This window comes from Sphingomonas sp. BK036 (genome assembly GCF_004216825.1).
Classification (GTDB): domain Bacteria; phylum Pseudomonadota; class Alphaproteobacteria; order Sphingomonadales; family Sphingomonadaceae; genus Sphingomonas.
Genome location: NZ_SGXR01000004.1, coordinates 505686 through 528426, shown reverse-complemented (window position 1 = coordinate 528426; position 22741 = coordinate 505686). Strand labels below are relative to the sequence as shown.

Sequence of the window (22741 nt, the reverse complement as noted above, 5' to 3'; positions counted from 1 at the left end):
GCGATGACCCGTCCGCATGCCGAACCCCGCGACGTCTTCCACGAAAACGGCGAGGTGATCATTGACGGGCCTAACGGCACCGTCATCGCGATGACTCCCGAAGCCGCGCTGCGGACGGCGGGGCGGCTCGACGAAGCCGCGCTCGACGAGTTGATCGCGCGTGCGCAGATCGACGCCAAGACGCCGCTTCGTCCTAACTGAACATCCGCCGCATCGATCGCTCCAGCATCACGAACTGCCACAGAGTCCGGCCGTGCTCGGCCCTGCCCATCCGGTGCTCGTCCGCGATCCGTGCGATCGTCGCCATGTCGAACCAGCCAATCTCGCCGAGCGTCCGCGACTTGGCGAGCGCGATCGCCTCGCCGGCCAGCGCCTCGCGGAACCAGGCGCTGATCGGCGTGACGAAGCCCATCTTCTGGCGATAGAGGATCTCGCGCGGTAGATACGGCTCCATCGCCTTCTTCATCAGCCATTTGCCCTCGCCGTGGCGCAGCCGCATGTTTGCCGGCAGCGTGGCGCAGAACTCGATCAGGCGGTGGTCGAGCAACGGTTCGCGCGCTTCGAGCCCGACCGCCATGCTGGTGCGATCGACCTTGGTCAGGATGTCGCCGGGCAGCCAGTGCTTGATGTCGGCATATTGCGCGCGGTCGATCGCATCGCGCGCAGGCGCGTTCGCCATCGTCGCGACATAACGATCCTCCGCAGCATAGCCGCCGAGCGCAGCGCGCGCGCTTGGCGTGAAGAGCTGCGTGCGGAGCTCGGGCGCGGTGACGCCGACCGAGCGGGCATAGGCCTCGCCACCGTCGCGGGCGAGCGCGAGCAATGTCGAGCGTGCGCGGAGCGGGCGCGGCGCCCAGTCGGCCTTGGGGTACCAGCGGCCGAGCGTCCCGAAGACGTCCGCGCGCAGATGCGCGGGGAGCAGGCTGCGAATGCGTTCTTCGGCGGACTGGAACTTGTAGCGGCGGTAGCCGGCGAGCGCCTCGTCCGCACCATCGCCCGACAGCGCGACGGTGACGCTTTCGCGGGCGAGCGCGCAGACCTGATAGGTTGCGAGTGCGGACGCGTCCGCGAAGGGTTCGTCGAAGCTCGCGACGAGCGTGTCGATCAGCGAGACGTCGCCTGACGCGACGACGCGCTCTCGGTGATCGGTGGCGAAACGGCGGGCGACCGTGGTGGCAAAGCCGCGCTCGTCATGGCCGGCCTCGTCGAACCCGATCGTGCAGGTGCGGACCGCCTTGGGACTCGCCTCTGCCATCAGCGCGACGACCGCCGAGCTGTCGACCCCGCCCGACAGGAACGCGCCGAGCGGCACATCGGCGACCATCCGCGACCGCACGCCCGCGCGCATCCGATCGACGAGTTCCTCGCCCAGCGCCTTGGCAGAGCCGGTCGAACGGTTGGAGAAATCGATGTCCCACCATCGGCGCGGCTGCGGCACCGGCCGACCGCGCTCGACCAGCAGGAAATGGCCCGCGGCGAGTTTCTTCACGCCCGCGACGATGCAGGCGTCATCGGGCACGTAGCCGAGCGCCAGATAATCCTCGACCGCGTGGAGATCGGGGACGCGCCGCAATTGCGGATGCGCGAGCAGGCCCTTGAGCTCGGAGGCGAAGGCGAGCGAGCCGTCCGCCAGCTCGACATAGTGCAGCGGTTTCACGCCAAGCCGGTCGCGTGCGAGGAACAGCGTGTGCGCGGCCGAATCGTGGATCGCGAATGCGAACATGCCGTTCAACCGGTCGAGCATCGACGGGCCCCAGGCGCGCCACGCGTGGAGCAGCACCTCGGTATCGCCCGTCGTCCGGAAGATCGCGCCCTTGGCGATCAGCGCGTCGCGCAGTTCGGCGAAGTTATAGACCTCGCCATTATAGGTGATCGTCAGCGACCCGTCCGACATCGGCTGCGGCGAGCCTTCGAGGTCGATGATCGACAGGCGGCGATGCCCCAGGCCGACGCCGGGCGCGGTCCAGATGCCGTCGCCGTCGGGGCCGCGATGCGCCTGCGCGGCGATCATCGCGAGGATGCGGTTGGGCTCGACCGGCTTGGGCGTGCCTGGATGGAAGATCCCGGCGATGCCGCACATCTAGCGCATCCCCGCAGCGCGATCGGCCACCGCGTCGATGGGCCCCAGCGCGGCGAGGAAGCGCGTGATCGGACGCGGATCGGCGCCCTCTACCGAGAGGTGGATCGCCACCGCGCGTTGCGGGCCGCCGAGCAACCGCGCCTTCATCGTCTCGATCTTCACCAGCGTCTCGTCCTGCGTGGTCACGTCGCCGACCCGGTACCACGTTGCGACGATCCGCTCTACGGGCCCCGGCGCGGTGATCCGCATTGCCGAGCCACCAGCGATGGCCGGCAGATCGGCGACGCGGACCCAGCGATCCTCCTGCCGCAGGACGCCGGTGCCGTAGGCGATCAGTTCCCTGCCCTCGCACTGGCTGCCGAACACCGCAACGCCGATGTCGACGGTCGCACCCGAGGCGTCGGCATAGCGGCCGAACAGATAATGGTCGGCGCCCGGATAATAGGGCATCCAAGGTGCGGCGGTGCTGACCGGAACGCGGCGCCAGCCGGGGATGTCGGGCAGGTCGATATGCGCGGGCAGCGGCTGCGCCCGGCCTGCGACCGCCGCGCTCCAGGCCGGGAACAGCGCGACCGTCGCGAGGACGAGCGCAGTTGCGACCAGCAGGTCGGTCCGGTGGCGCGGGATCGGCTGGAGCCGGGCGGGATCGAATGCGGGATCGTCGGGCGCCCGGTCGAACCAGCGCCAGCCGATCGCCAGCACGCCCGCCATGACGAGCGCGAAGAACACCCAGCCATAGACTATGTGGTCGAACCCGGTGGCCGCCTCGACCGAGGTCAGGTCCGCCGCCCAGATCGTCCCGAACGCGCGGACGCCGTTGGCGATGACCGGCACGACGACCGAGACCACCAGGAAGACCGCACGGCGTTTCCACGACACGAAGCAGAGATTGGCGACGAGCACGCCGAACGCGACCATTGCGATGACGAACTTGGCGCCCGAACACGCCTCCGCGACCTCGAAATAATAGCGGCCCGCATGGATGAGGACGCCGTCGACCACCGCGGGCACGCCGACGAGGTGGAGCAGCGGCATGACGATCCTGACCGTAATGGCCTGCAACGGCGGTTCGAGGCCTTCGCCGAACGGGACGAGGAACACCGCATAGGCCAGCGGAAACAGCAGCCCGCGAGCGACGTTGGGGCCGAGGATCGTGACGACCGCGCCCTGCAGCATGATCACCAGCCCGAACTGTCGCGCAAAGCCGACCGAGGCGGCGTCCCCCATCAGCCAGCCGAACCCGCCGATCGCGACGAGCGCGAGGCCGGGCCACCAACCGGTCGGTGTCAGCTGGGCCAGCTCGCCGCGACGTTGCCAGACGAGCCAGGCGACGACCGGGCCGATGAACAGGCAATGTCCGAAGGTCGTGCTGTTCCACCAGATGTGCGCCAGATCGCCGACGTCGCTGCGGAAGGTCAGCAGGATCAGCGCAGACACAAGCGCCAGCGCGATGCCGTGACGGCGCCACGCGCTCATACCGTCAGACCGAGCAGCGCATCCAGCGGGGCAAGGCGGGCGTCCCAGCCATAGCGCGCGATCACCTGCGCCCGCGCCGCGTTGCCGAGACGCGTGGCTGTCTGCGGCGCCTCGAGCAGCGCGAGGACCTGGTCGGCGAAGGCCTGTGTCGAGCCGGCGACGCGGATCGTGTCGGCGTGGTCGATCCCTTCGGCCGCCGCAGTCGAGCCGACCACCGGACGCGCCATCGCCATCGCCTCGAGCACCTTGTTCTGGATGCCGCGCGCGAGCTTCAACGGGGCGACGCAGACGTCCGCCGCGGCCACCCAGCCGCGGACGTCGTCGACGGCCCCGGTGACGATGACATGATCGCTGGCCAGCGCCTGGACGGAGGGCGGGGGCGCGCGGCCGACGATCGCGAACTGCGCGGCGCGGCGCTGGCGGACGAGCGGCAGGATGTCGCGCGCGAACCAAGTGACGGCGTCGATATTGGGCCGGTAATCCATCTGGCCGGTGAACACGATCAGCGGGGTCTTGCCGTCGCCTGCCGCTTTGCCGCCCGCTAGGTCGGCAAAGGCCGCAGCCGGGTCGAACGTCGCTGAATCGATACCGTTCTCGACCGCAAGTATCCGCCCGTTCGCGCCGCCATCCCGGAAGAGTGCGGCTTCGGCCTCGCTGACGAACAGGCTGGCGGACACGCGCGCCGCGATCTCACGCTCGAACGTGCCCAGCAGCCGGGCTTCGCGGCACATCATCCAGCGCATCGGGCCGCGCGCGTCGTCTGCAAACCCTGCGAACTTGGCCGAATCCATGTCGACAAAGTCCATGACGACGGGCGGACCGTCAGCGGGGAGATACTGCGCCATCTGGCCCGAGAAACAGTAGATGCCCGAAACCTGCGGCACGCCGCGGTCGACCGCGCGCTGCATCGCCGGGCTGGCGAAGGCGGTCAGCGATACCGGCTTGCCGCTCGCCAACGCCTCCACGGCCGCCCGCTTCTGCGATTTGCTGCGGGGCAGGATCGTGCAGCTTGCCAGCATGTCCGTGAACGCCGCCGGCGGATCGAGGTCCGCCGCATCGTCGGCAAAGGCCACCAGATGAACGGGGGTACGCTTCGCCAGATATTGGAGGATGTGGAAGCCGCGGATCTTGTCGCCGCGATCGGGTGGGAAAGGGATCCGGTGCGCGAGAAAGAGCAGGCTCACCCCAGGCCTCGGGAGATCCACGGCCCGGCTGCGGTGGCGGCCCAGAGCGGCAACCGCTTCCATGTCCGCACCATCAGCGCGTATTTGGGATTGAGCGGGTTCACCTCGCGCGCGGGACCGTCGCTGCGCTTCGCATAGAGCCGCGGCTCTGGCGTGAAGCCCCAGTTCTTCTTGAACGCCGCCGCGCCCGTATCGGTCTTCGAGCGCCCGAAATCGAACCGCGTGCATCCTTTTGCGCGCGCGTGCGCCATCAGCGCGAAATACATACGGTCATTGGCGCGCAGCGCGCGCGCCGCATCGGTCCCGCCGCCCCAATAGGGATAGACGGTGCCGTTGAAATACAGGCTTAGCACGCTGGCGACTGCGACGCCGTGATGCCGAACGGTGAGAACATCGGCGTCCATCGTGCTCGCAACACATCGGAAAAGGTTCGCGGGAAAGACCGGCGTACCGAGGTTGCGAACCGATTCCGCGTAGATCCGATAATGCTCGGCGAGTAGCACACGGTCGTTGCCGGTCACGATCTCAAGATCGAGCCCGAGCGAACGGCGGACCTCGGCGCGCTGTTTGCGCGGGATTGCGAGCAGTTCCGCCGCCTCGTCCACCGCGAGATCGCGCGCGAATCCGAGATAGCTGGTGTCGTCGCTGGCCCAGCCGTCAGGCGCCGCGCCGCCGCGCAGTTCGACCGATGGGCAGCCTAATCGCAGCGCCAGGTTCCACGCCCCCGCCGCGAGCGGTTCGATCGATGCCCCCAGCACGCCGCCATCGACGCCGAATCCGGTCGACACCAGCGCCCGCCCGAACAGCAGCGAACGCATCTCGGTCAACGGCAGCACGCCGATAATCGCACCGCCGGCATCCTCGGACAGCAGATAGTGCGCGCGCTGGCCACACCCCTCCTGCACCGCGCGGCTCCATTGCGGCAGATGAAATGGCGTGGCGCCTTCGGTCACCGCGACGAAGGCCGCGATCCGCGCGCACTCGGCCGGATCGCGAAGGTCTACCTCGCGCACGCCGACGGGCATCGGTGCGGTCACGCCAGCCGGGCCGCTTCGCGCGCGACGACCGCGTCGACGCGGCCCCAGGCATGACGGCCGAGCAACCCACGCAGCTTGCCGGCCATCGCGCCAAGCCGTGAATAATGGCGGATCTTCGAACGCATCGGTGCGGCATCGACGCGCGGCTGCGACGGGTCGATCTCCCACGGGTGGAAGTAGAACATCGCCGGGCGATCTTCGCGGTTGACCTGACGCACCGCGAAATCGGTGATCGCGGCGGGCAACAGGCGGAAGAAGCCGCCGCCGGTCGCAAGCTTGCGCTCGCCGAACTTGGCGACCGTCACGGGCACCTCGATCAGCGCGCTGTCGGCGAGCGGCTTGAAGCCATAACGGGGTGCGTCGAGCCAGCCATAATGATCATGCTTCACCGGCGCGACGCTCGACGAATAGGCATAGCCCGCGTCCGCGAGTTCGACATGCGCCCAGGGCGTCCGCTGATCGATCGAGAAGCTCGGCGCGCGATAGCCCGTCACCGCCGTGCCCGCCGCATCCTCGATCGCGGCCCGCGCGCGGATCAGGTCGGCGCGAAAGACGTCCGGAGTCATCGTGAACACGCGCTGGTGATCCCAGCCGTGGCTCGCAATCTCATGCCCCGCATCGACGATCCGGCGGATCAACGCAGGGTAGCGGTGCGCGACCCAGCCGAGCGTGAAGAACGTCGCCTTGGTATCGCGCTCGGCGAACAACGCGAGCACCGCGTCGGTGTTCGCCTCGACTCGCGGCATCAGCGAGTCCCAGTCCGCCTTGTCGATGACCTTTTCGAAGGCGCCGACCTGAAACCAGTCCTCAACATCGACAGACATGCCGTTGAGGACAGGCGCTTTTACGCCCGCCATCCTACGCGGCATCATGCCAGGCAGCGACACCGCGGACCGGCGTATAGTCGGGCTTGTCGGTATCGCTCTCAACCCAGTCGACCAGCAGGGTCAGGACGCGGCGCAGCGCCTTGTCCTGCACCTCCAACCGCGCCTCGAGCGCGGCGATACGATCCTCGATCGCCGGATCGGTGCGGGGTGCTTCGGCGACGGGCGCAGGCTGCGCGATCGATGCCGCGGGCGTAGCGGCGCCCTTCCCCGTATCGGTGGCGAGCGTCGGCAGATCGCCTTCGAGATCGCGCTGTACCGACCGGACGACGGCGGCGTCGATGACGCGCAGATCCTCGATCGCGGCGTAGAGCATCACGCGCCCGGCGAGCAGGTTCAGGCGGCGCGGGACGCCTGCCGAGGCGGCATAGAAGGCCGCGAACGCATCGTCGGAGAAGTCGGGGTTGCCGGTCCAGCCGACCACCGTCAGGCGGTGCGCGAGATAGTCGGACACCTCATGCTCCTCCATCGGATCGAGATGGTGGATCGCGATCACACGCTGACGGAGCTGTTCGAGCCGGTCGGAGCCGTGCAGCCGATCGCGGAACTCAGGCTGGCCGAGCAGGACGATCTGCAGCAGCGCATGGCCGCCCGCCTGGAAGTTCGACAGCATCCGCAGTTCTTCGAGCGCGGACACGGGCAAGGCCTGCGCCTCGTCGACGATCAGCAAGGTGCGCTTGCCGGTGCGCGCGACCGCGTGCAGCCCGCGCTCGATCGCGGTCAGCAGTTCGGCCTTGGTCAGCGCCGACGGATCCACCTGAAGCTCGGTCGCGACGATGCGCAGCAGGTCGTCCGCCTCGATCGCGGTCGATACCAGCTTGATCGCGTTGAGCTGCTGGTGATCGATCGTGTCCATCAGGTGACCGACCAATGTCGTCTTGCCCGCGCCGATATCGCCGGTGATGACGATGAAGCCCTCGCCCTGCGCAAGGCCATAGCCGAGATACGCCATCGCCTTGCGGTGCGTGCCGGTTTCGAACCAGAATTTGGGATCGGGGGTCAGCTGGAATGGGCGCCCCGTCAGTCCATAATGTTCGTCGTACATAAGCTGCTCGCCTTCAGAACTGGTACCGCGCACCGATCAGCGCCTGCGCCGACCAGTCGCTATCGAGATCACCGACCTTGAAGCTGTAAAGTCCGAGCGACGCGGTCGTGCCGAGCCGTCCGAAATTACGATAATAGGTTCCGGTCCCGCCATAGGACCAAACGCTGGTGTCGCCCGTGATATCCTCGACGCCGCTGTCATAGTAATTCACGAACAGATCGGTGTTGATGCCCGACACCGGGGTCAACGAACGTGCGTAGAAAAGTTGCCCGTAATAGCTCTGATCGTCGAGGCCGCTGACGACGAGGCCCGGCGCGAGCCGCGGCGAATAGAGCTTGCGGCTGGCATAGCCGATGCCCGCGCCCCAGGTCGAGCGCCCGCGAGTCGCGATCAGCACGCCATCGATCCCGCGCGCGCGATAGCTCGACGTCGAGATCGACTGGAACACGTCGTTGAGGCATGCGCCCGGCTGCGCGCCGCTGGAGCCGAACACGCACCCGTTGAACTGCTGGCCAAAGCCCTGTTGCTGGCCCGAGACGAAGCTGGTCGGGAGGTTGGAGAGCCCGGTGCGGAGCTGGCGGCCGAACGTCTGGACGCCGTCATAGACGTTGACCGCGAGCCCGACGGACTGCGACGCCTGATAGGTCGCGGTGCCGGTATAGCTCAGCGAGCCATAGCGCTTGCCGATATGCCCCTCGACCGAGGTGCGGCGATTGGGACGCCAGACGACGCCCGCGTCGTAATAGATGCCGTCGGTGCGGTAGGCGATCCGGCGCGGCGATGCGGCGTTGGTGACGAACCGGCCGTCCTCGTCGAGGACTGGCGCACCGGTCGCGTCGACCAGCGCGTCCTTCTGGCTGGTCTCGATCTTCTCATAGCCGACGCCCGCGGACAGCGCGACGTAGGGGGAGATCGGCTGGAGCACGTCGCCGCGGCCGTAATAGCCTTCGTAGCGCTGTTTCAGCTGGCTGGCGGTCTCGCGGTCATAGGCACCGCTCAGCGTGACGCCGAACGGCGCGATCATGCCGGGGGCGACCGTCGCGCTGGCAGTCGCGGTGTGGCCGATCGAATCGTCGTAATAATCAAGCCGCTGCCCGCCGATGCTTGTATCGGCGAAGGTCGGCGTCTCCACCTTGGTATAGCCGAGCCGGTAATTGGCGTTGAACGTGACGGGGCCGGCGACGCCGGTGAAACTGGGGCCCGCATAGACCGCATAAAGCTGCGAGACGTTGTCGACATTGCCAACGAGCAGGCCGGGCGCCGCGCCGCGGATATCCGACCGGGTGCGCGTGGCGATGCCGCCCGCCTCGATCGTCAGGTTGCGGTTGAGCTTGGCGTCGACGCGTGCCAGCCCCGAATGGATATCGCTGTCGCCGACATCGTCGTTCCAGGCGAAGCGGCGTTCGTAGCGATAGCTGACCTGCCCTGCCACGCGCGGCGTCGCGATCGCCGCGTCGACGCCAGCCGCGAGGCTGGTATAGGTCAGCGTGTCGCCGCCGCTAAGATCGGCGTCGAGGATCTGGCTGGCCTCGATATAGGGCCTGATGGTGACTCGGGGCGCGTCCTGCGCCGCGGCCGGCAAGGCGAGCGCGACGAGCGTCGCCGCACCGCCAACGCATGCGAGGCTGCGAGAGGCGTGGCGGATCATTGGGCGCTGTCCTGACCGTAATAGCTGCCAAAGCGCGCGCCGCCCTGGACGTACGCGACGGCGTTGAGGACGAGCTGGATATGCTCGCATCCGTCGAGAATGTTGACCGCGGCGCGCAATTCGCTCTCGGGCGTGCGATCGGCGCGGACGACGAGCATCACCTGGCCGACCCGCATCGCCAGCACCGACGCGGCGGATGCGGCCAGTGCAGGCGGCGAATCGATGATGATGATCCGGCGCGGGTTGGCGGCGAGCAGCCGCGCGATGACCGCCCGGGTCCGTGCGCTGGCAAGGAGTTCGGTATCCATCGCGGTCTTCGTGCCCGCGGGGAGGATCGACAGATGCGGCACGTCGGTCGCGATGACGAGATCCTCGACGTCGATCCGCGAATCGCTCAGCGCGTCGAGCAGGCCTGGGCCGTCGATCAGGCCCAGCTGCTTGACGATATCGGGCTTTGCGACATCGGCATCGACGAGCAGGACCTCGGTATCGCGCTCGGCCGCGATCGAGAGCGCCAGGTTGATCGCGCAGAACGTCTTGCCATCCTCCGGACGGGCCGAGCACACCAGGATCATCCGCGCCTTGTCCGCACTTTCGCTCTCGGCGATCCGCGCGCTGGCGATCAGCAGCTGCCGCTTGATCAGGCGAAACTCCTCCGCGAGCGGACCGACCGGTGCGCCGGGCACGATCATGCCGTTGGCGGCGAGCATACCGCGATCGATCCGTGCGGTGTCGTCCGGGTCCTCGGGATAATAGACCTCGTCGCCGAACTCGTCGCCGATCGGCGCGCGCAGTTCCTCGGGGATCGCAAGGAAGGTCGCGTCGGTGAAATCAGGTGCTGGTGCCGCGGCGGGCGCCGGCGCGGCGACCGGCGTATCGACGACCGGCGGCAAAGCATCACTTCGCGCGCGGGCATGGGCGGAGAAGTCGTACACCTTGGCCGCACGTTCGAGCAGCGAGGGTTCGCGATCTGGTTTCGTCACGGTCATACCCTTCAGGCCGCCAGGCCGCGCTGGAGGATCTCTACCCCCAGCAGCAACACATAGGCGGCACCCAGCGCGGCGGTGCCGCCCAGGAACATCTTGAACTTACGGCGGCGATGGTTCGATTGCATGCGGGTAACGACTTCGCCGATCGAGCCGATGACCGGCATGCCCGCGACCTTCTCGAGCCGGCTGCTGGTCGCGAACGTCGCGCGCAACTGGCCCATCGCGAACGCCGCGCCGATCCCTGCCGCGAGCCCGGCGACCAAAACGCCCGTGAGCAGCAGCATCCGGTTGGGCGCGCTGGGCTTGCTCGGCATCGTCGGCGGATCGATCACGCTGAACTTGACGTGATCGCTCTGCGACTGCGCCTGGCCGACGATCGCGGTCTGCTCGCGCTGTTTCAGCAGCGCGTCATACTGATCCTTGAGCACCTGGTAATCGCGATCGATCGAGCCCTGCTCGGCCGCGACCTCGGGATCGCCCGTCAGCTTCGAGTTGAGCAGGTCGAGATCGCCCTGCAACTGGCTGCGTCGCATGCGCAGCGACGCCACCGTCGCGGTGCGATCCGCGACCATCGACTGGAGCGAGGCATAAAGCGGGTTCTGCGCGCTGCTGCCGCTACTGCCGCCCGACAGGGGCTCGCTACGCGCCGCTGCGGTCGCGGCCGCCAGCTGGCTCTTGAGCGCGACGACATCGGGGTGGTTTTCGGTATAGCCCCGCGCCCGCGCATCGGCGAGCTGCCCCTGGATCGCCTGGAGCCGCGCGCGCGCCGGGCCGATCGCGCCGGCGACACCCCCTGCCCCCGCGACGGTCGCCGGCGTGCCGGCCATCTGCCCCTGCACCGCGGACAGGCTCGACTGCGCGGCGGCGAGATCACCGTCGACCTGCGACATCTGCGACCGCGCCGCGCTGATCCGGTCGCTGACCGAACCCGTCCCCGGGAGGCTGCCAAGATAGCGGTTCTGGAAATCGGCGCGCTTGGCCTCGGCATCCGCCAGCTGCTTCTGCCGGGCTGCGAGCTGCTGATCGAGGAACGTCAGGCTCTGCGTCGTCTTGGACCGGTCGCCGGCAAGATTCTGCTCGACGAACAGGTCGATCAGCTTCTGCGTGATCTGACGCGAGAGCTTGGGGCTGGAGGCGCTCGTCGTGATCTGGAAGACATTGTCCTGCTGCGACGCGATCTTGATGTTGGGCGCCAGGCTTGCGACCCGGTCGGCGACGTCGCGATCGCTGGAGATGGTCGCCGCCAGGTCGGTGCCGCGCACCACCTTTTCGAGGTTCACCGCCGAGATCAGCGTGGTGCGGATCGTGTCGACGGTCATCGGCGTGCTCTGCGGCACGCCGTCCATACCCGCGGGCAGGATCGTCTGCATCTGGACGAACACGCGCGCCGTCGATTCGTAGCGGCTCGGGATCTGCGACACGACCAGCCAGCCGAGCACGCAGACGCCCCACGCCACCGCCAGCGCCAGCCAGCGCCGCGTCCAGATCGCATGGAGCGCGATTCGCACCTCGTCGTAGATCCCGTTCATCGCGCGTGCCTCAGAACATCGATTCGGGGATGATGATCACATCACCGGGTTCGAGCCGGACATTGGCGGACGAATCGCCCTTTTTGAGCAGGTTGCCGATCTGCAGCGCGAACTCGGTCTGCTTCCCGGTGGCCCGGTCGTAGCGGACCAGCCGCGCCTTGTTGCCCGCCGCATATTGGCTGAGCCCGCCGACCGCGATCATCGCGTCGAGCAGGGTCATGTTGGCGCGGTACGGGATCGATGCGGGCTTTTCGGTCGCGCCGACGATGCGGACCTGCTGGCTGTAGGTGCCGCTGAAATTCTCGACGATCACCGAGACGATCGGGTCCTTGATATAGGCCCCCAGCGCCTTCTTGATGTCGTCGCTGAGCATCGCCGGGGTCTTTCCGACCGCGGGCATGTCGTTGATCAGCGGCGTGGTGATCCGGCCGTCGGGGCGCACCTGGACCTTCGACGACAGTTCGGGATTGCGCCAGACGAAGATATTGAGCTGATCGAGCGGGCCGATCACATATTCCTCGCCCGGCAATTCCTGGTTCGCGACATAGGCGGCAGGCGGCAGTTCGGGGCGTCCGCCGGTGCTGGTGCACGCGGACACGGTGGCACCAACAAGGCCGAGGGTCAGCAGGGATTTCGCAACGGGTCCGGAACGCATGGGCACTTTTCTCCTGGCGCCACACCGTCCGTCGATTGCCCGACGGTCGGCTAAACTCAGCCTCGGCTATGCCGGGAACAGGTGAAGATAGCGTTAGGAGCGCCCCGTAACCATGCCCCCGGCCGGTACCGGCCCCAGAATGGGACAGTCGACGACAGGCTATGATTGAGTAACGATCTCGATCGCGGGTGGATGCCCGAGAAACGCATACGGACTGGCGCTTGCCCCATAAGCTCCCGCCATGAAGATCGCGACAAGATCGCCGACGTCGGCCGCGGGCAGCGCGACCTTGTCGCCCAGCCGGTCCAGCGGGGTGCAGAGCGGACCGACCACGGAGGCGGTTATCGTGGTTTCATGACCCATGCGCGCCGCGACCGCGATCGGATAGTTGCGACGCACCACGGTGCCGAAATTGCCGCTGGCGGCGAGCTGGTGGTTGAGGCCGCCATCGACGACGACGAAGGTTTCGCCCTGGCTCTGCTTCACGTCGACGATGCGCGTGAGATAGACGCCGGCCTCGGCAACCAGCCAACGGCCGAGCTCGATCGCGAACCTCGTCTCGCCGAGAATGGCCGCGCGCGCCTCGATCGCCTCGGCCAGCGCGTCGCCGACCCGCTCGACGTCGAGCGCCACGTCGCCGGCGAAATAGGGCACGCCGAACCCGCCGCCCAAATTGACGAGCGGTGGCGCCACGCCTGCTTCGTCGGCCAGCCGCGCGGCGAGCGCGAGCGTTGCGGCCTGCGTCTCGATGATCGCGCCGGGATCGAGCGCCTGGCTGCCGGCATAGATATGAAAGCCCCGCCAGTCCGCCCCGGCGCCGACGATCGCCGTCACGAGCGCCGCGGCACCCACCGCATCGACGCCGAACGGCGACGCGCGTCCGCCCATCCGCATGCCCGATCCGCGCAGTTCGATGTCGGGGTTCACGCGCACCGCCATCCGCGGTGTAATGCCGAGCCGATCGCCGATCGCGAACGCACGCGCCGCCTCGCCTTCCGATTCGACGTTGAGCGTAGCACCCGCGGTGATCGCGGCGGCAAGTTCGTCGTCGCGCTTGCCTGGGCCGGCAAAGCTGATCGCGGCGGCGGGCTTCACGGTCAGCGCGTGGGCGAGCTCGCCCGACGAGGCGACATCGAGCCCATCGACGAGCGGCGCGATCGCTGCGAGCAGATCGGCATGCGGATTGGCCTTGATCGCATAATGCAGATCTATCGCCGGCATCGCGGCCCGGAACCGCGCGATGCGGGCGGCGACGATCGCCATGTCGTAGACGAACAGCGGCGTATCGCCCGCCTGCCGTGCCCAGTCGTCGGCCGACTGCCCGGCGATCGACAGCGATCCCGACTGGCCTGCGAACTCCGGTGGAAGAGCGCCCATCGGTTTCATCGCACGTGCTCCTCATTGCCCAGCGACCAGTGTCGCACCTCCATCGCGATGGCAGACCTGTCGAGTTTCCCATTGGCATTGCGCGGCAATTCCTCGCGCCACAGATAATGGCCGGGCTGCATGAAGCTCGGCAACGTCGTCCGCAGTCGCGCGCGTATCGCCGCCTCGCCGCCGGCATCGCCTGCTGCCATGACGACGATCGCCTGCCCGAGCCGCGCGTCCGCCACGCCGACCGCGACCGCTTCGCGCGCCTCGCCGCCGGCCAGTACCGCCTCCTCGACCTCGAGCGGGCTGATCCGGTTCCCCGCGCTCTTGATCATTTCGTCGTCGCGTCCGACGAACCGGAGCAGGCCGTCCGCCCCCTCGGTCACGGTATCGCCCGACCACACCGCGATGCCGCGCCCGTCCGGCGCCGGCCGGAACCGCTGCGCCGTCCGTTCCGCATCCTGCCAATAGCCTTGCGCCACCAGCGGCCCTGCGTGCACGAGCTCGCCCGCCTCGCCGGCCGCGGCGCGCGTGCCATCGGGCTTCACGACGGAGACTTCTGCAAACGGGATCGCCCGCCCCATCGCATCGGGATGCGTATCGATCAGCGCCGGGTCGAGATAGGTCGACCGGAACGCCTCGGTCAGCCCGTACATTGCGTAGACGTCCGCCGCCGGGAAGCGCGCGCGTAAGCCCCGCACCAGCTGCGGCATCAGCGCGCCGCCCGAATTGGTCAGCCGTTGCAACTTCGCGGCGGTCTCTGTCGGCCACTCCGCTTCGAGCAGCTGCACCCAGAGCGGTGGCACCCCCGCCAGCGTCGTCGCTCCGAAGCGCTCGACCGCCTTCACCAAGTCGCGCGCGACCAGATAGTCGAGCGGCGCGACCGAGGCGCCCGCCGCCCAGGTCGAAAACAGCTGGTTCTGGCCATAGTCGAACGACAGGGGCAGCACGCCGAGCACGCGGTCGGCGGGCACGAGCTTCAGATAGTGCGCGACCGAAATCGCACCGAGCCACAGATTGGCATGGCTGAGCATCACGCCCTTCGGCCGCCCCGTGGAGCCGGACGTGTAGAGGATCGCCGCCAGACCATCGGGATCCGCGTCCGACGGCTCCATCCCTGAGCCGTTCCAGGCGAGAGCTTCAGCCTCGTCCGCGATCGCGCAGCCATCGGGCACGTCGCCATCGTCCAGAGTCCCGGCGCGCACGGGCTGCGTCACCAGCAGCCGGGCGCCGCTATCGCCGAGAATATGCGCGACCTGCGCACGCCGGAGCAGCGGATTGACCGGGACATGCACCAGCCCCGCGCGCGCCGCCGCCAGCGGCATCAAGCAGGCGGCGCGGGTCTTGGGCAACCACGTCGCGACGCGGTCCCCTGCCGAGAGTCCCTGCCCCGCGAGCCATCCCGCCAACCGGGCGACGCCCGCCTCGAGCTCGGCGAACGTCATCGACCCCGCCTTGTCGATCAGCGCGACGTCCTGCGCCGCGCCGCGCCGCGCGATATGGTCGATGGGGTATGGAACGGGGTCGAGCACGATCATGACCGCCCTCATAGCGGCAAGCCCGCATGGCGCGAAGCCGTTGCCGAATTCGGCCCCACACGCTAGCGGGGCCCGGTTCGTAACGGTTCAGGCGATGCTCGTGATCTTCGAAGGTACTTCCCAAGTCGAAACGACGGTACGCGCCGTCCTCGCCGATATCCTCGGCCTGAGCGCCGACCGCGTCGCCGCGTTCACTGCCGATACGCCGCTGTTCGGCGCACTGCCCGAGCTCGATTCGATGGCGGTGGCGAGCGTGCTGACCGAACTCGAGGACCGGCTCGGCATCCTGATCGAGGACGACGAGATCGACGGCGAGATGCTTGAGACGTTCGGCGCGCTGGTGACGTTTGCCGCGGGCAAGGCGCTGGTCTAGCCTCTGCCGGGATGACCGGTATCCGCTTCGATCACTATGACTGGGCGGGTGGCCGCGAGGCGATGCTGCGGTTCGGCCCCGAGACCGGCCCGATCGTCCTCGCCGCGCTGCCGCTGTTCGAGGAAGCGAACCGGACGCGACAATTCGTCTGCACGATCCTGCGCGCGCTTGCTGGGCATGGGATCGGCAGCGTCCTTCCGGACTTTCCCGGCACCGGTGAAAGTCTCGTCGCTACGGCCGACGCGACGCTCGCCGACCAGCGCCGGGCTTATGTCGCGCTGGCACAGGTGCTTGGAGCTGATACCTATGCGCTTTCGATAAGAAGCGGCGCTTTGCTTGAGGGCGACGCGACGCTGGCCGCGCGCTGGCACCTGTCACCGCAATCCGGCGAGGAGCTTGTCCGCGACCTCGAACGCGCACGAGCCGCGGCCGGCAAACCCGAAAGCGACTATGCGGGCAATCGCCTGTCCTTCGAGCAGCTCACCGCGTTGCGAGAGGCCGTGCCGCGGGGCGACGGACGATGCCGAATCGTACGCCTCGACACCGACCCGCGGGCGGCGGATGCGACCTATCCCGGCGCGCCGCTCTGGCGCCGGTCCGAACCGGACAACAATATCGAGCTTGCCCAGAAGCTTGCTGCCGATATCGCGCACTGGATCGCAGGGTGAGGCGGTTCATCTCGGTCGCGTGCGAGGGCGAGACGCTTGGCGCCACGCTGGACGAGGCGGACGGGGCGACGGGGCTGCTCATCGTATCCGGCGGCAACGAGATCCGTAGCGGCGCGCATCGTGGGATGGCGGATCTCGCCCAGAGGCTTGCCGCTACGGGCACGCCGGTATTTCGTTACGACCGGCGCGGCGTCGGCGATTCGTCGGGTGATAACAGCGGATTTCTCAGCGCCGAGCCCGATCTGGTCGCGGCCGCCGCCGCGTTTCGGAGCGCGGCACCGCATCTCACGCGCGTCGTCGGCTTCGGCAACTGCGATGCGGCCAGCACGCTTGCGCTGTTCGGGCGGTCGGCGGGGATCGATCGGATCATTCTCGCCAATCCCTGGGTGATCGAGCCGGTCGACGACCTGCCCCCCGCCGCGGCGATCCGCGCGCGCTATGCCGAACGGTTGCGCGATCCTGCAACGTGGCGGCGGGCCGTCTCAGGGCAGGTCAGCCTGACTAAGCTTTTCAAGGGTTTGAGACGGGTCGTTGCTGCGAAGACCGAGACACAGGCGCCGCTTGCGACGCAAGTGCTCAGCGCGTTGGATGACTGGCGCGACGATGTCGTGATCGTCCTTGCGAGCGGGGACGCGACCGCGATCGGGTTTGCCGCTGCGTATCGCGGCGGGGCAAGCGTGACGCGGCTCGCCACGGCGTCCCACAGCTTTGCGGGGGCGGAGAACGCAGCGGCACTGTACGCTGCGATCGCCACCGCAGTTGCTTTCCGTCATCCTGACGAAGGTCAGGATCCAGAGCGGTGAGCGCTATCGCTTGGAACCCTGGATCCTGACTTTCGTCAGGATGACGAAGAAGGTCAGAGTTATTCCGCGGCCTCCGCCATCTCGGCGAACTCGGCCGCAGCCAGGAAGCGCTCGGCGTCGAGCGCGGCCATGCAGCCCGTCCCCGCGGCAGTCACCGCCTGGCGGTACACCTTGTCCGCGACGTCGCCGCAGGCGAACACGCCCTCGACGTTCGTACGCGTGGAACCAGTCTCGACCGCAATATAGCCATCCGAATCGAGTTCGAGGTGGCCGCGGAACAGCTCGGTCGCCGGATGATGGCCGATCGCGACGAAGCCGCCATCGACCGCGAGGCGCGAGCGCTCGCCCGTCACCGTGTCCTCGAGCTCGAGCGCGACCAGCCCGGCATTGCCGCCGCCGTCGACGAATTCGCGGACTTCCTTGTTCCACAGCACCGTCACGCCCTTGTGCGCGAACAGCCGCTCCTGGAGGATCTTCTCCGAGCGCAGCGAATCGCGGCGGTGGATCAGCGTCACGTCGGGCGAATGGTTCGTGAGGTAGAGCGCCTCCTCGACCGCGGTGTTGCCGCCGCCGATCACCGCGACCTTCTTGCCGCGGTAGAAGAAGCCGTCACAGGTCGCGCAGGCGCTGACGCCCTTGCCCTTCATCGGCTCCTCGCTGTCGATCCCGAGCCACTTGGCCTGCGCACCCGTCGCGATCACCAGCGTGTCGCCCTCATACACGTCGCCGCTGTCGCCGATCAGGCGGAACGGGCGGCTGGTGAGGTCGAGCTTCACGATCGTGTCCCACATCATCCGCGTGCCGACATGCTCGGCCTGCGCCTGCATCTGCTCCATCAGCCACGGGCCCTGGATGACGTCCTTGAAGCCGGGGTAGTTTTCGACGTCGGTCGTCGTGGTCAGCTGGCCGCCGGGCTGGATGCCCTGCACGACGATCGGCGCCATCCCGGCCCGCGCGCCATAGATCGCGGCGGAGAGGCCGGCCGGGCCCGAGCCGAGGATAAGCATGCGGGTCGTGTGCGTAGTCATCGTGATTCCTTGGAGATTCCAACCCCATCTAGGCGATCGGCATCGGGATTTGAACCGTCGGTAAATCTGTTGGCCTTGCATCGAAAGCTTTGCCGCTTCGTTCGTGTACCAAAAGCGGAGATGAGCATGAGCGACGACCGGACCGTAGAGATCGAGAACTACACGGCACCAGCAGGCGGCTGGGGATCGATGAAGTCGCTCGTGGAGATATCCGCGCGCGAGAAGGTCGGGCCCGAGGTCGTCCGCGAACTCGCCCGCCAGAACAAGCCCGACGGCTTTGCGTGCGTCAGCTGCGCCTGGGGCAAACCCGCACATCCGCATGTTGCCGAGTTCTGCGAGAATGGCGCCAAGGCGACTGCGTGGGAGCTGACCTCGTTCCGCGTGACGCCCGCCTTTTTCGAACAGCACACCGTCAGCGAGCTGATCGGCTGGAAGGATTACGATCTCGAACAGGCCGGACGCCTCACGCACCCGCTGAAATATGATGCGGCGACGGACAAATATGCCGCGTGCAGCTGGGACGAGGCGTTCGCCGGGATCGGCGCCAAGCTGAAGACCTATGATCCGACCAAGGTCATCTTCTACGCCTCGGGCCGCGCCAGCCTCGAGACGTCGTACATGTATAGCCTGCTCGCGCGGATGTACGGCAGCCAGAACCTGCCCGACAGCTCGAACATGTGCCACGAGACCACGTCGGTCGGGCTGAAGTCGGCGATCGGTTCGGCGGTGGGGACGATCCACCTGTCGGACTATGAGAAGTGCGACGCGATCTTCTATTTCGGGCAGAACCCCGGCGTGAACAGCCCGCGCTTCCTGCACCCGTTGCGCGACTGCGCGAAGCGCGGCGCCGAGATCGTCGTATTCAACCCGCTCAAGGAGCGCGGGCTGGAGAAATTCCAGGATCCGCAGAACCCGATCGAGATGGTGACGGGCAAGTCGACCCCGATCGCCTCGCAATATCACCAGCTGAAGACCGGCGGCGACGTCGGCGCGATCATGGGGATGTGCAAATACCTGATCGAAGCCGACGACAATGCGAAGCGGATCAACGGCCTACCCGTGCTCGACCACGCGTTTCTCGCCGAGCACACGACCGGGTTCGAGGCGTTCGCCGATGTCGCACGCGGCACCGATTGGGCGACGATTGAGCATGAGAGCGGGCTGGCGCGCACCGAGATCGAGGCGGCGGCGAAGGTCTATGCCAAGTCGAAGGCGGTGATTGCGGTCTACGGCATGGGGCTGACGCAGCATGTCGGCGGGATCGACAACGTCCACATGGTCGTCAACCTGATGCTGCTGCGCGGCAACATCGGCAAGCCAGGCGCGGGCATGGGCCCGGTCCGCGGGCATTCGAACGTGCAGGGCCAGCGCACCGTCGGGATTACCGAGAAGCCCGAACTCGCCCCGCTCGACCTGCTGGCCGAGCAATATGGCTTCGAGCCGCCGCGCGAAAAGGGCTGGGACACGGTCGAGGCGTGCGAGGCGGTCCTGGACGGCACCGCGCAGGCGTTCATCGGTCTTGGCGGTAATTTCGTGCGCGCGATCCCCGATCATGCGCGGATGGAGCCGAAATGGCGCGGGCTCGACCTGACCGTCCACATCGCGACCAAGCTCAACCGCTCGCACCTGCTGCCCGGCAAGACGTCGTACCTGCTCCCCTGCCTCGGCCGGATCGAGACCGACATGCAGGGCACCGGCCCGCAGAGCGTGTCGATCGAGGATTCGTTCAGCCAGATCTATGGCTCGAAGGGCAAGGCGACGCCTGCTGCCGAGACTTTGCTGTCCGAGCCGGCGATCGTCGCCGGGATCGCCAAGGCGACGCTCGCGCCCAATCCGAAACTCGATTGGGATGCCTGGGTGCGCGACTATGCGCGCGTTCGCGATGCGATCGAGGTGACGTATCCGGATCTGTTCAAGGACTTCAACGCGCAGATGTTCACGCCCGGCGGCTTCTGGAAGGGCGTGCCGGCGGCGCATCGCGAGTGGAAGACGGAGAGCGGCAAGGCGGAGATCAACATCCCGCAGGCGTTGAACGTCACGGGATTCGAGGAAGCCGAAGGCCGCTTCCGCCTGATGACGCTGCGCTCGAACGACCAGTTCAACACGACCGTCTATGGCTATCACGACCGGTTCCGCGGCGTGAAGGGCACGCGCGACATCGTGTTCATGAACCGCAGCGACATGATCCGCATGGGCATCACCGATGGTGACGACGTCGATCTGGTCGGCGACGCCGGCGGCAATTCGGATCGTCGCCTGAACAAGCTCCGCGTGGTCGAATATTCGATCCCCGAGGGCTGCCTGGGGGCCTATTACCCCGAGTGTAACCTGCTCATGCCGGTCGCGCATCACGCGCGCGAAAGCCATGTTCCGGCGGGCAAGTCGGTGCCGGTGCGGATCGAGAAGACGCGCTGACCGACCGGCGCATCCTCGGCGTCGTGCTCGCCGGCGGGCAGTCGTCGCGCTTCGGCTCCGACAAGGCGCAGGCTGTGCTGGACGGGCGCGCGCTCGCCGAGCACGCGCGCATACTGCTGTCCCCGCATGTCGAGCGCGCGGTGATCGCCGGGCGCGACGGGGCGATCCCCGACCTGCCAGGTCCGGGGGTCGGACCTTTAGGCGGCATTGCCGGCGCGCTCGACCAGGGCGCCAGGCTGGGCTTCACCTCGGTGCTGACGATCGCGTGCGACATGCCCCGGCTACCCGAGGGGTTGCTCGCAACGTTGGCGCGCAGAGCGTCGTCCTATTGCCCGGATGCGCCGGTGCTCGGGCATTGGGAGACACGGTTGCTCGGGCACCTGCTGACCCATATCGAGACCGTGCCACGCCGCTCGGTGCGGGGGTGGGCGGAAGCCGTCGGTGCTATTCCTATTCCGGCGGGGGCGCCCATCCCGAACGTCAATACACCGCAGGACCTCAATACCCTATGAGCATCTCGCGCACGCAAGCGATCAAGATCCTGCGGCCTGACTCGATCACCGCGGGCGAACGTGCGATCGCGGTCGAGGTCCCGGTCGCGATCGAGATTGACGGGCTCGGCTATGCGGTCATGATGATGACCCCGGCAGACCTCGCCGAATTCACCACCGGCTTCCTGCTGACCGAGCGGCTCGCCGACAGCGCCGACGACGTGCGCGACATCGACATCTTCGAGGCGGAGGCAGGCTGGATCGTCCGGGTCGGGCTGTCCGATCGGTGCAAGGGGCGGATCCACGACCGAGTCCGCCACCGGACCAGCGACACCAGTTGCGGGCTGTGCGGCATCTCTGGGCTCGAACAGCTTCGCAAACCGGTCCCCAGCACCCCGCCAAGGCCCGACACGCCGGTCGAGGCGCTGTTTGCCGCGCTCGGCGGTTTGCGCGCGCACCAGCCCCTCAACAGCGCCACCGGGGCTATCCACGCCGCCGCTGCGTGCGATCGCAGCGGGCGAATTACCGCAGCCTTTGAGGATGTCGGCCGCCACAACGCGCTCGACAAGCTGGTCGGCGGTCTGGCGATCGCGCGGCAGCCGGTCGACGGGTTCATCCTGGTGACGTCGCGAATCAGCTTCGAGATGGTCGACAAGGCGCTGATCGCGCGCGCGCCGATGCTGGTGGGGATCTCTGCGCCGACCAGCCTGGCGATCGATCACGCGCGCGCACACGGACTGACGCTGCTCGCGCTCGCGCGGAGCGATGCGATCCTGGTCGTCAACGACCCATGGGCCGTCTTCAGCAACTGAAACTGTGTCTGAGAATGGTAGCGAAGGAGGGACTTGAACCCCCGACCCCAGGATTATGATTCCCGTGCTCTAACCAACTGAGCTACTTCGCCGTACCGTCCGTCAGGGAAGCGTTCTTCCCTGCGAGGCGCGGCCTATAGGAAGCGGATTCGAGGCGGTCAAGCGAACATATGCCGAGAAATCGCTTCCCAGGGTCCGCCGCGATACCACCACGCGCCCAGACCGGCGATTTCGACGTCCTTCGGGGAGAAATCGCGTTGCAGATTGCCGAGCAGCAGCTTGGCCACCTGCGGGCTGACCTTGTTCTGGATCGTGACGTGCGGACGCCAGCCGCCGGCGTCCTGCGGAGTGAGCATGCCGGTGAACGCGTCGGCAAGCCGCGCGCGGATGCCGACTAGGTCGGGGGACTCGATCCGGTAGGCGACGCCGCGGCCGAGCGACATCAGCCCGCCGACACGCGCCTGCGGGGCACGGATGCCGCGCGTCTCCTGGTTGAGGCGGTGCTTCAGCTCGTCGAGCCCCGACGGCGGCAGGTGATGGAACAGCGTCAGATGCGCGTCGAGTTGGTTGCGCTCGGGCGGGAAGTGCTCGCGGCGCATCGAATCGAAGAACGCGGTGTCCTGCCGGCCGAACAAAGCGGTGACGATGATCGGGGCGACTTCGGTCACTTGAATGGTATTTCCCATTATACTCAATCCCTCCCCGGCGGAGGCCG

21 protein-coding genes and 1 tRNA gene are annotated in these 22741 nt (G+C 67.6%); 7 read left to right on the top strand and 15 right to left on the bottom strand.

From position 1 onward, the window contains the following. Positions 1 to 3 precede the first annotated feature (3 nt). Entirely contained in the window at positions 4 to 201 is a 198-nt protein-coding gene (locus EV283_RS09515; RefSeq protein ID WP_056417909.1) for a hypothetical protein, read from the top strand. Here EV283_RS09515 and EV283_RS09510 read toward each other — a convergent pair. The 12 genes from EV283_RS09510 to EV283_RS09455 all read right to left on the bottom strand — a co-directional run bounded on the left by EV283_RS09510 (position 194) and on the right by EV283_RS09455 (position 15436). Next, positions 194 to 2080, bottom strand: coding sequence for an XrtA/PEP-CTERM system amidotransferase (locus tag EV283_RS09510; protein WP_130324718.1), 1887 nt, complete (start codon positions 2078 to 2080; stop codon positions 194 to 196). The genes EV283_RS09515 and EV283_RS09510 overlap by 8 nt on opposite strands. Continuing rightward, the gene (xrtA, locus tag EV283_RS09505) at positions 2081 to 3556 is read right to left on the bottom strand and encodes an exosortase A (protein ID WP_130324716.1); all 1476 of its coding nucleotides are present in this window, start codon (positions 3554 to 3556) and stop codon (positions 2081 to 2083) included. Then, positions 3553 to 4740 carry a TIGR03087 family PEP-CTERM/XrtA system glycosyltransferase gene (locus tag EV283_RS09500; RefSeq protein ID WP_130324714.1) on the bottom strand — a complete coding sequence of 396 codons (1188 nt, stop codon included), beginning with the start codon at positions 4738 to 4740 and terminating at the stop codon, positions 3553 to 3555. The genes xrtA and EV283_RS09500 overlap by 4 nt, the downstream gene beginning before the upstream one ends. Beyond that, positions 4737 to 5777, bottom strand: a complete 1041-nt coding sequence (locus EV283_RS09495; RefSeq protein ID WP_130324712.1) for a FemAB family XrtA/PEP-CTERM system-associated protein — start codon at positions 5775 to 5777, stop codon at positions 4737 to 4739. The genes EV283_RS09500 and EV283_RS09495 overlap by 4 nt, the downstream gene beginning before the upstream one ends. Further along, a complete protein-coding gene (locus tag EV283_RS09490) occupies positions 5774 to 6601 on the bottom strand; it encodes an XrtA system polysaccharide deacetylase (RefSeq protein ID WP_130324710.1) in 828 nt (275 codons plus the stop codon). The genes EV283_RS09495 and EV283_RS09490 overlap by 4 nt, the downstream gene beginning before the upstream one ends. A gap of 34 nt (positions 6602 to 6635) precedes the next feature. Next, positions 6636 to 7706: an AAA family ATPase gene (locus EV283_RS09485; RefSeq protein WP_130324708.1), complete on the bottom strand. Its 1071-nt coding sequence runs from the start codon at positions 7704 to 7706 to the stop codon at positions 6636 to 6638. 13 nt (positions 7707 to 7719) lie between these two features. Further along, positions 7720 to 9354, bottom strand: coding sequence for a hypothetical protein (locus EV283_RS09480; RefSeq protein WP_130324706.1), 1635 nt, complete (start codon positions 9352 to 9354; stop codon positions 7720 to 7722). Further along, on the bottom strand, positions 9351 to 10343 hold the full coding sequence (locus tag EV283_RS09475; protein WP_130324704.1) for an AAA family ATPase: 993 nt from the start codon (positions 10341 to 10343) through the stop codon (positions 9351 to 9353). The genes EV283_RS09480 and EV283_RS09475 overlap by 4 nt, the downstream gene beginning before the upstream one ends. A 5-nt stretch (positions 10344 to 10348) precedes the next feature. Continuing rightward, positions 10349 to 11872, bottom strand: coding sequence for an XrtA system polysaccharide chain length determinant (locus tag EV283_RS09470; RefSeq protein WP_130324702.1), 1524 nt, complete (start codon positions 11870 to 11872; stop codon positions 10349 to 10351). Between the two features lie 10 nt (positions 11873 to 11882). Then, positions 11883 to 12527, bottom strand: coding sequence for an XrtA/PEP-CTERM system exopolysaccharide export protein (locus EV283_RS09465; RefSeq protein ID WP_130324700.1), 645 nt, complete (start codon positions 12525 to 12527; stop codon positions 11883 to 11885). Positions 12528 to 12686: 159 nt separating this feature from the next. Then, on the bottom strand, positions 12687 to 13913 hold the full coding sequence (locus tag EV283_RS09460) for a pyridoxal-dependent decarboxylase, exosortase A system-associated (RefSeq protein WP_130324698.1): 1227 nt from the start codon (positions 13911 to 13913) through the stop codon (positions 12687 to 12689). Next, complete coding sequence (locus EV283_RS09455) at positions 13910 to 15436, bottom strand: acyl-CoA ligase (AMP-forming), exosortase A system-associated (protein WP_207223069.1); 1527 nt, start codon at positions 15434 to 15436, stop codon at positions 13910 to 13912. Before EV283_RS09455 ends, EV283_RS09460 begins: the two co-directional genes overlap by 4 nt. 94 nt (positions 15437 to 15530) lie before the next feature. Here EV283_RS09455 and EV283_RS09450 point away from each other — a divergent pair, with 94 nt between their 5' ends. Genes EV283_RS09450 through EV283_RS09440 form a run of 3 tightly spaced genes read left to right on the top strand, consistent with a single transcriptional unit; the run spans position 15531 to position 17280 of the window. Then, on the top strand, positions 15531 to 15809 hold the full coding sequence (locus tag EV283_RS09450; RefSeq protein ID WP_107957435.1) for an acyl carrier protein: 279 nt from the start codon (positions 15531 to 15533) through the stop codon (positions 15807 to 15809). 11 nt (positions 15810 to 15820) lie between these two features. Then, positions 15821 to 16477: a hypothetical protein gene (locus tag EV283_RS09445; RefSeq protein WP_130324696.1), complete on the top strand. Its 657-nt coding sequence runs from the start codon at positions 15821 to 15823 to the stop codon at positions 16475 to 16477. Continuing rightward, a complete protein-coding gene (locus tag EV283_RS09440; protein WP_130324694.1) occupies positions 16474 to 17280 on the top strand; it encodes a hydrolase 1, exosortase A system-associated in 807 nt (268 codons plus the stop codon). The genes EV283_RS09445 and EV283_RS09440 overlap by 4 nt, the downstream gene beginning before the upstream one ends. A gap of 59 nt (positions 17281 to 17339) precedes the next feature. Here EV283_RS09440 and trxB read toward each other — a convergent pair whose 3' ends face one another. Next, positions 17340 to 18308: a thioredoxin-disulfide reductase gene (gene trxB, locus EV283_RS09435; protein ID WP_130324692.1), complete on the bottom strand. Its 969-nt coding sequence runs from the start codon at positions 18306 to 18308 to the stop codon at positions 17340 to 17342. 126 nt (positions 18309 to 18434) lie between these two features. Here trxB and EV283_RS09430 point away from each other — a divergent pair, with 126 nt between their 5' ends. From EV283_RS09430 to fdhD, 3 genes are read left to right on the top strand one after another with little or no spacing between them, the layout of a single operon-like run. After that, entirely contained in the window at positions 18435 to 20723 is a 2289-nt protein-coding gene (locus tag EV283_RS09430; RefSeq protein WP_130324690.1) for an FdhF/YdeP family oxidoreductase, read from the top strand. Positions 20724 to 20746: 23 nt separating this feature from the next. Then, positions 20747 to 21235, top strand: coding sequence for an NTP transferase domain-containing protein (locus EV283_RS09425; RefSeq protein ID WP_130324688.1), 489 nt, complete (start codon positions 20747 to 20749; stop codon positions 21233 to 21235). After that, on the top strand, positions 21232 to 22026 hold the full coding sequence (gene fdhD / locus EV283_RS09420) for a formate dehydrogenase accessory sulfurtransferase FdhD (RefSeq protein WP_130324686.1): 795 nt from the start codon (positions 21232 to 21234) through the stop codon (positions 22024 to 22026). Before EV283_RS09425 ends, fdhD begins: the two co-directional genes overlap by 4 nt. 15 nt (positions 22027 to 22041) lie before the next feature. Here the strand turns inward: fdhD and EV283_RS09415 are convergent. Continuing rightward, positions 22042 to 22118: transfer RNA gene (locus EV283_RS09415), tRNA-Met, on the bottom strand. A gap of 66 nt (positions 22119 to 22184) precedes the next feature. Continuing rightward, entirely contained in the window at positions 22185 to 22712 is a 528-nt protein-coding gene (locus EV283_RS09410) for a 2'-5' RNA ligase family protein (protein WP_165391737.1), read from the bottom strand. Positions 22713 to 22741 lie beyond the last annotated feature (29 nt).

Bases quoted from the DNA above. Each gene is read 5' to 3' on its own strand.
- EV283_RS09515 (WP_056417909.1), top strand. From the start codon at position 4: ATGACCCGTCCGCATGCCGAACCCCGCGACGTCTTCCACGAAAACGGC.
- EV283_RS09510 (WP_130324718.1), bottom strand. From the start codon at position 2,080: ATGTGCGGCATCGCCGGGATCTTCCATCCAGGCACGCCCAAGCCGGTC.
- xrtA (WP_130324716.1), bottom strand. From the start codon at position 3,556: ATGAGCGCGTGGCGCCGTCACGGCATCGCGCTGGCGCTTGTGTCTGCG.
- EV283_RS09490 (WP_130324710.1), bottom strand. From the start codon at position 6,601: ATGTCTGTCGATGTTGAGGACTGGTTTCAGGTCGGCGCCTTCGAAAAG.
- EV283_RS09485 (WP_130324708.1), bottom strand. From the start codon at position 7,706: ATGTACGACGAACATTATGGACTGACGGGGCGCCCATTCCAGCTGACC.
- EV283_RS09480 (WP_130324706.1), bottom strand. From the start codon at position 9,354: ATGATCCGCCACGCCTCTCGCAGCCTCGCATGCGTTGGCGGTGCGGCG.
- EV283_RS09475 (WP_130324704.1), bottom strand. From the start codon at position 10,343: ATGACCGTGACGAAACCAGATCGCGAACCCTCGCTGCTCGAACGTGCG.
- EV283_RS09470 (WP_130324702.1), bottom strand. From the start codon at position 11,872: ATGAACGGGATCTACGACGAGGTGCGAATCGCGCTCCATGCGATCTGG.
- EV283_RS09465 (WP_130324700.1), bottom strand. From the start codon at position 12,527: ATGCGTTCCGGACCCGTTGCGAAATCCCTGCTGACCCTCGGCCTTGTT.
- EV283_RS09460 (WP_130324698.1), bottom strand. From the start codon at position 13,913: ATGAAACCGATGGGCGCTCTTCCACCGGAGTTCGCAGGCCAGTCGGGA.
- EV283_RS09455 (WP_207223069.1), bottom strand. From the start codon at position 15,436: ATGATCGTGCTCGACCCCGTTCCATACCCCATCGACCATATCGCGCGG.
- EV283_RS09450 (WP_107957435.1), top strand. From the start codon at position 15,531: ATGCTCGTGATCTTCGAAGGTACTTCCCAAGTCGAAACGACGGTACGC.
- EV283_RS09445 (WP_130324696.1), top strand. From the start codon at position 15,821: ATGACCGGTATCCGCTTCGATCACTATGACTGGGCGGGTGGCCGCGAG.
- trxB (WP_130324692.1), bottom strand. From the start codon at position 18,308: ATGACTACGCACACGACCCGCATGCTTATCCTCGGCTCGGGCCCGGCC.
- EV283_RS09430 (WP_130324690.1), top strand. From the start codon at position 18,435: ATGAGCGACGACCGGACCGTAGAGATCGAGAACTACACGGCACCAGCA.
- fdhD (WP_130324686.1), top strand. From the start codon at position 21,232: ATGAGCATCTCGCGCACGCAAGCGATCAAGATCCTGCGGCCTGACTCG.
- EV283_RS09410 (WP_165391737.1), bottom strand. From the start codon at position 22,712: ATGGGAAATACCATTCAAGTGACCGAAGTCGCCCCGATCATCGTCACC.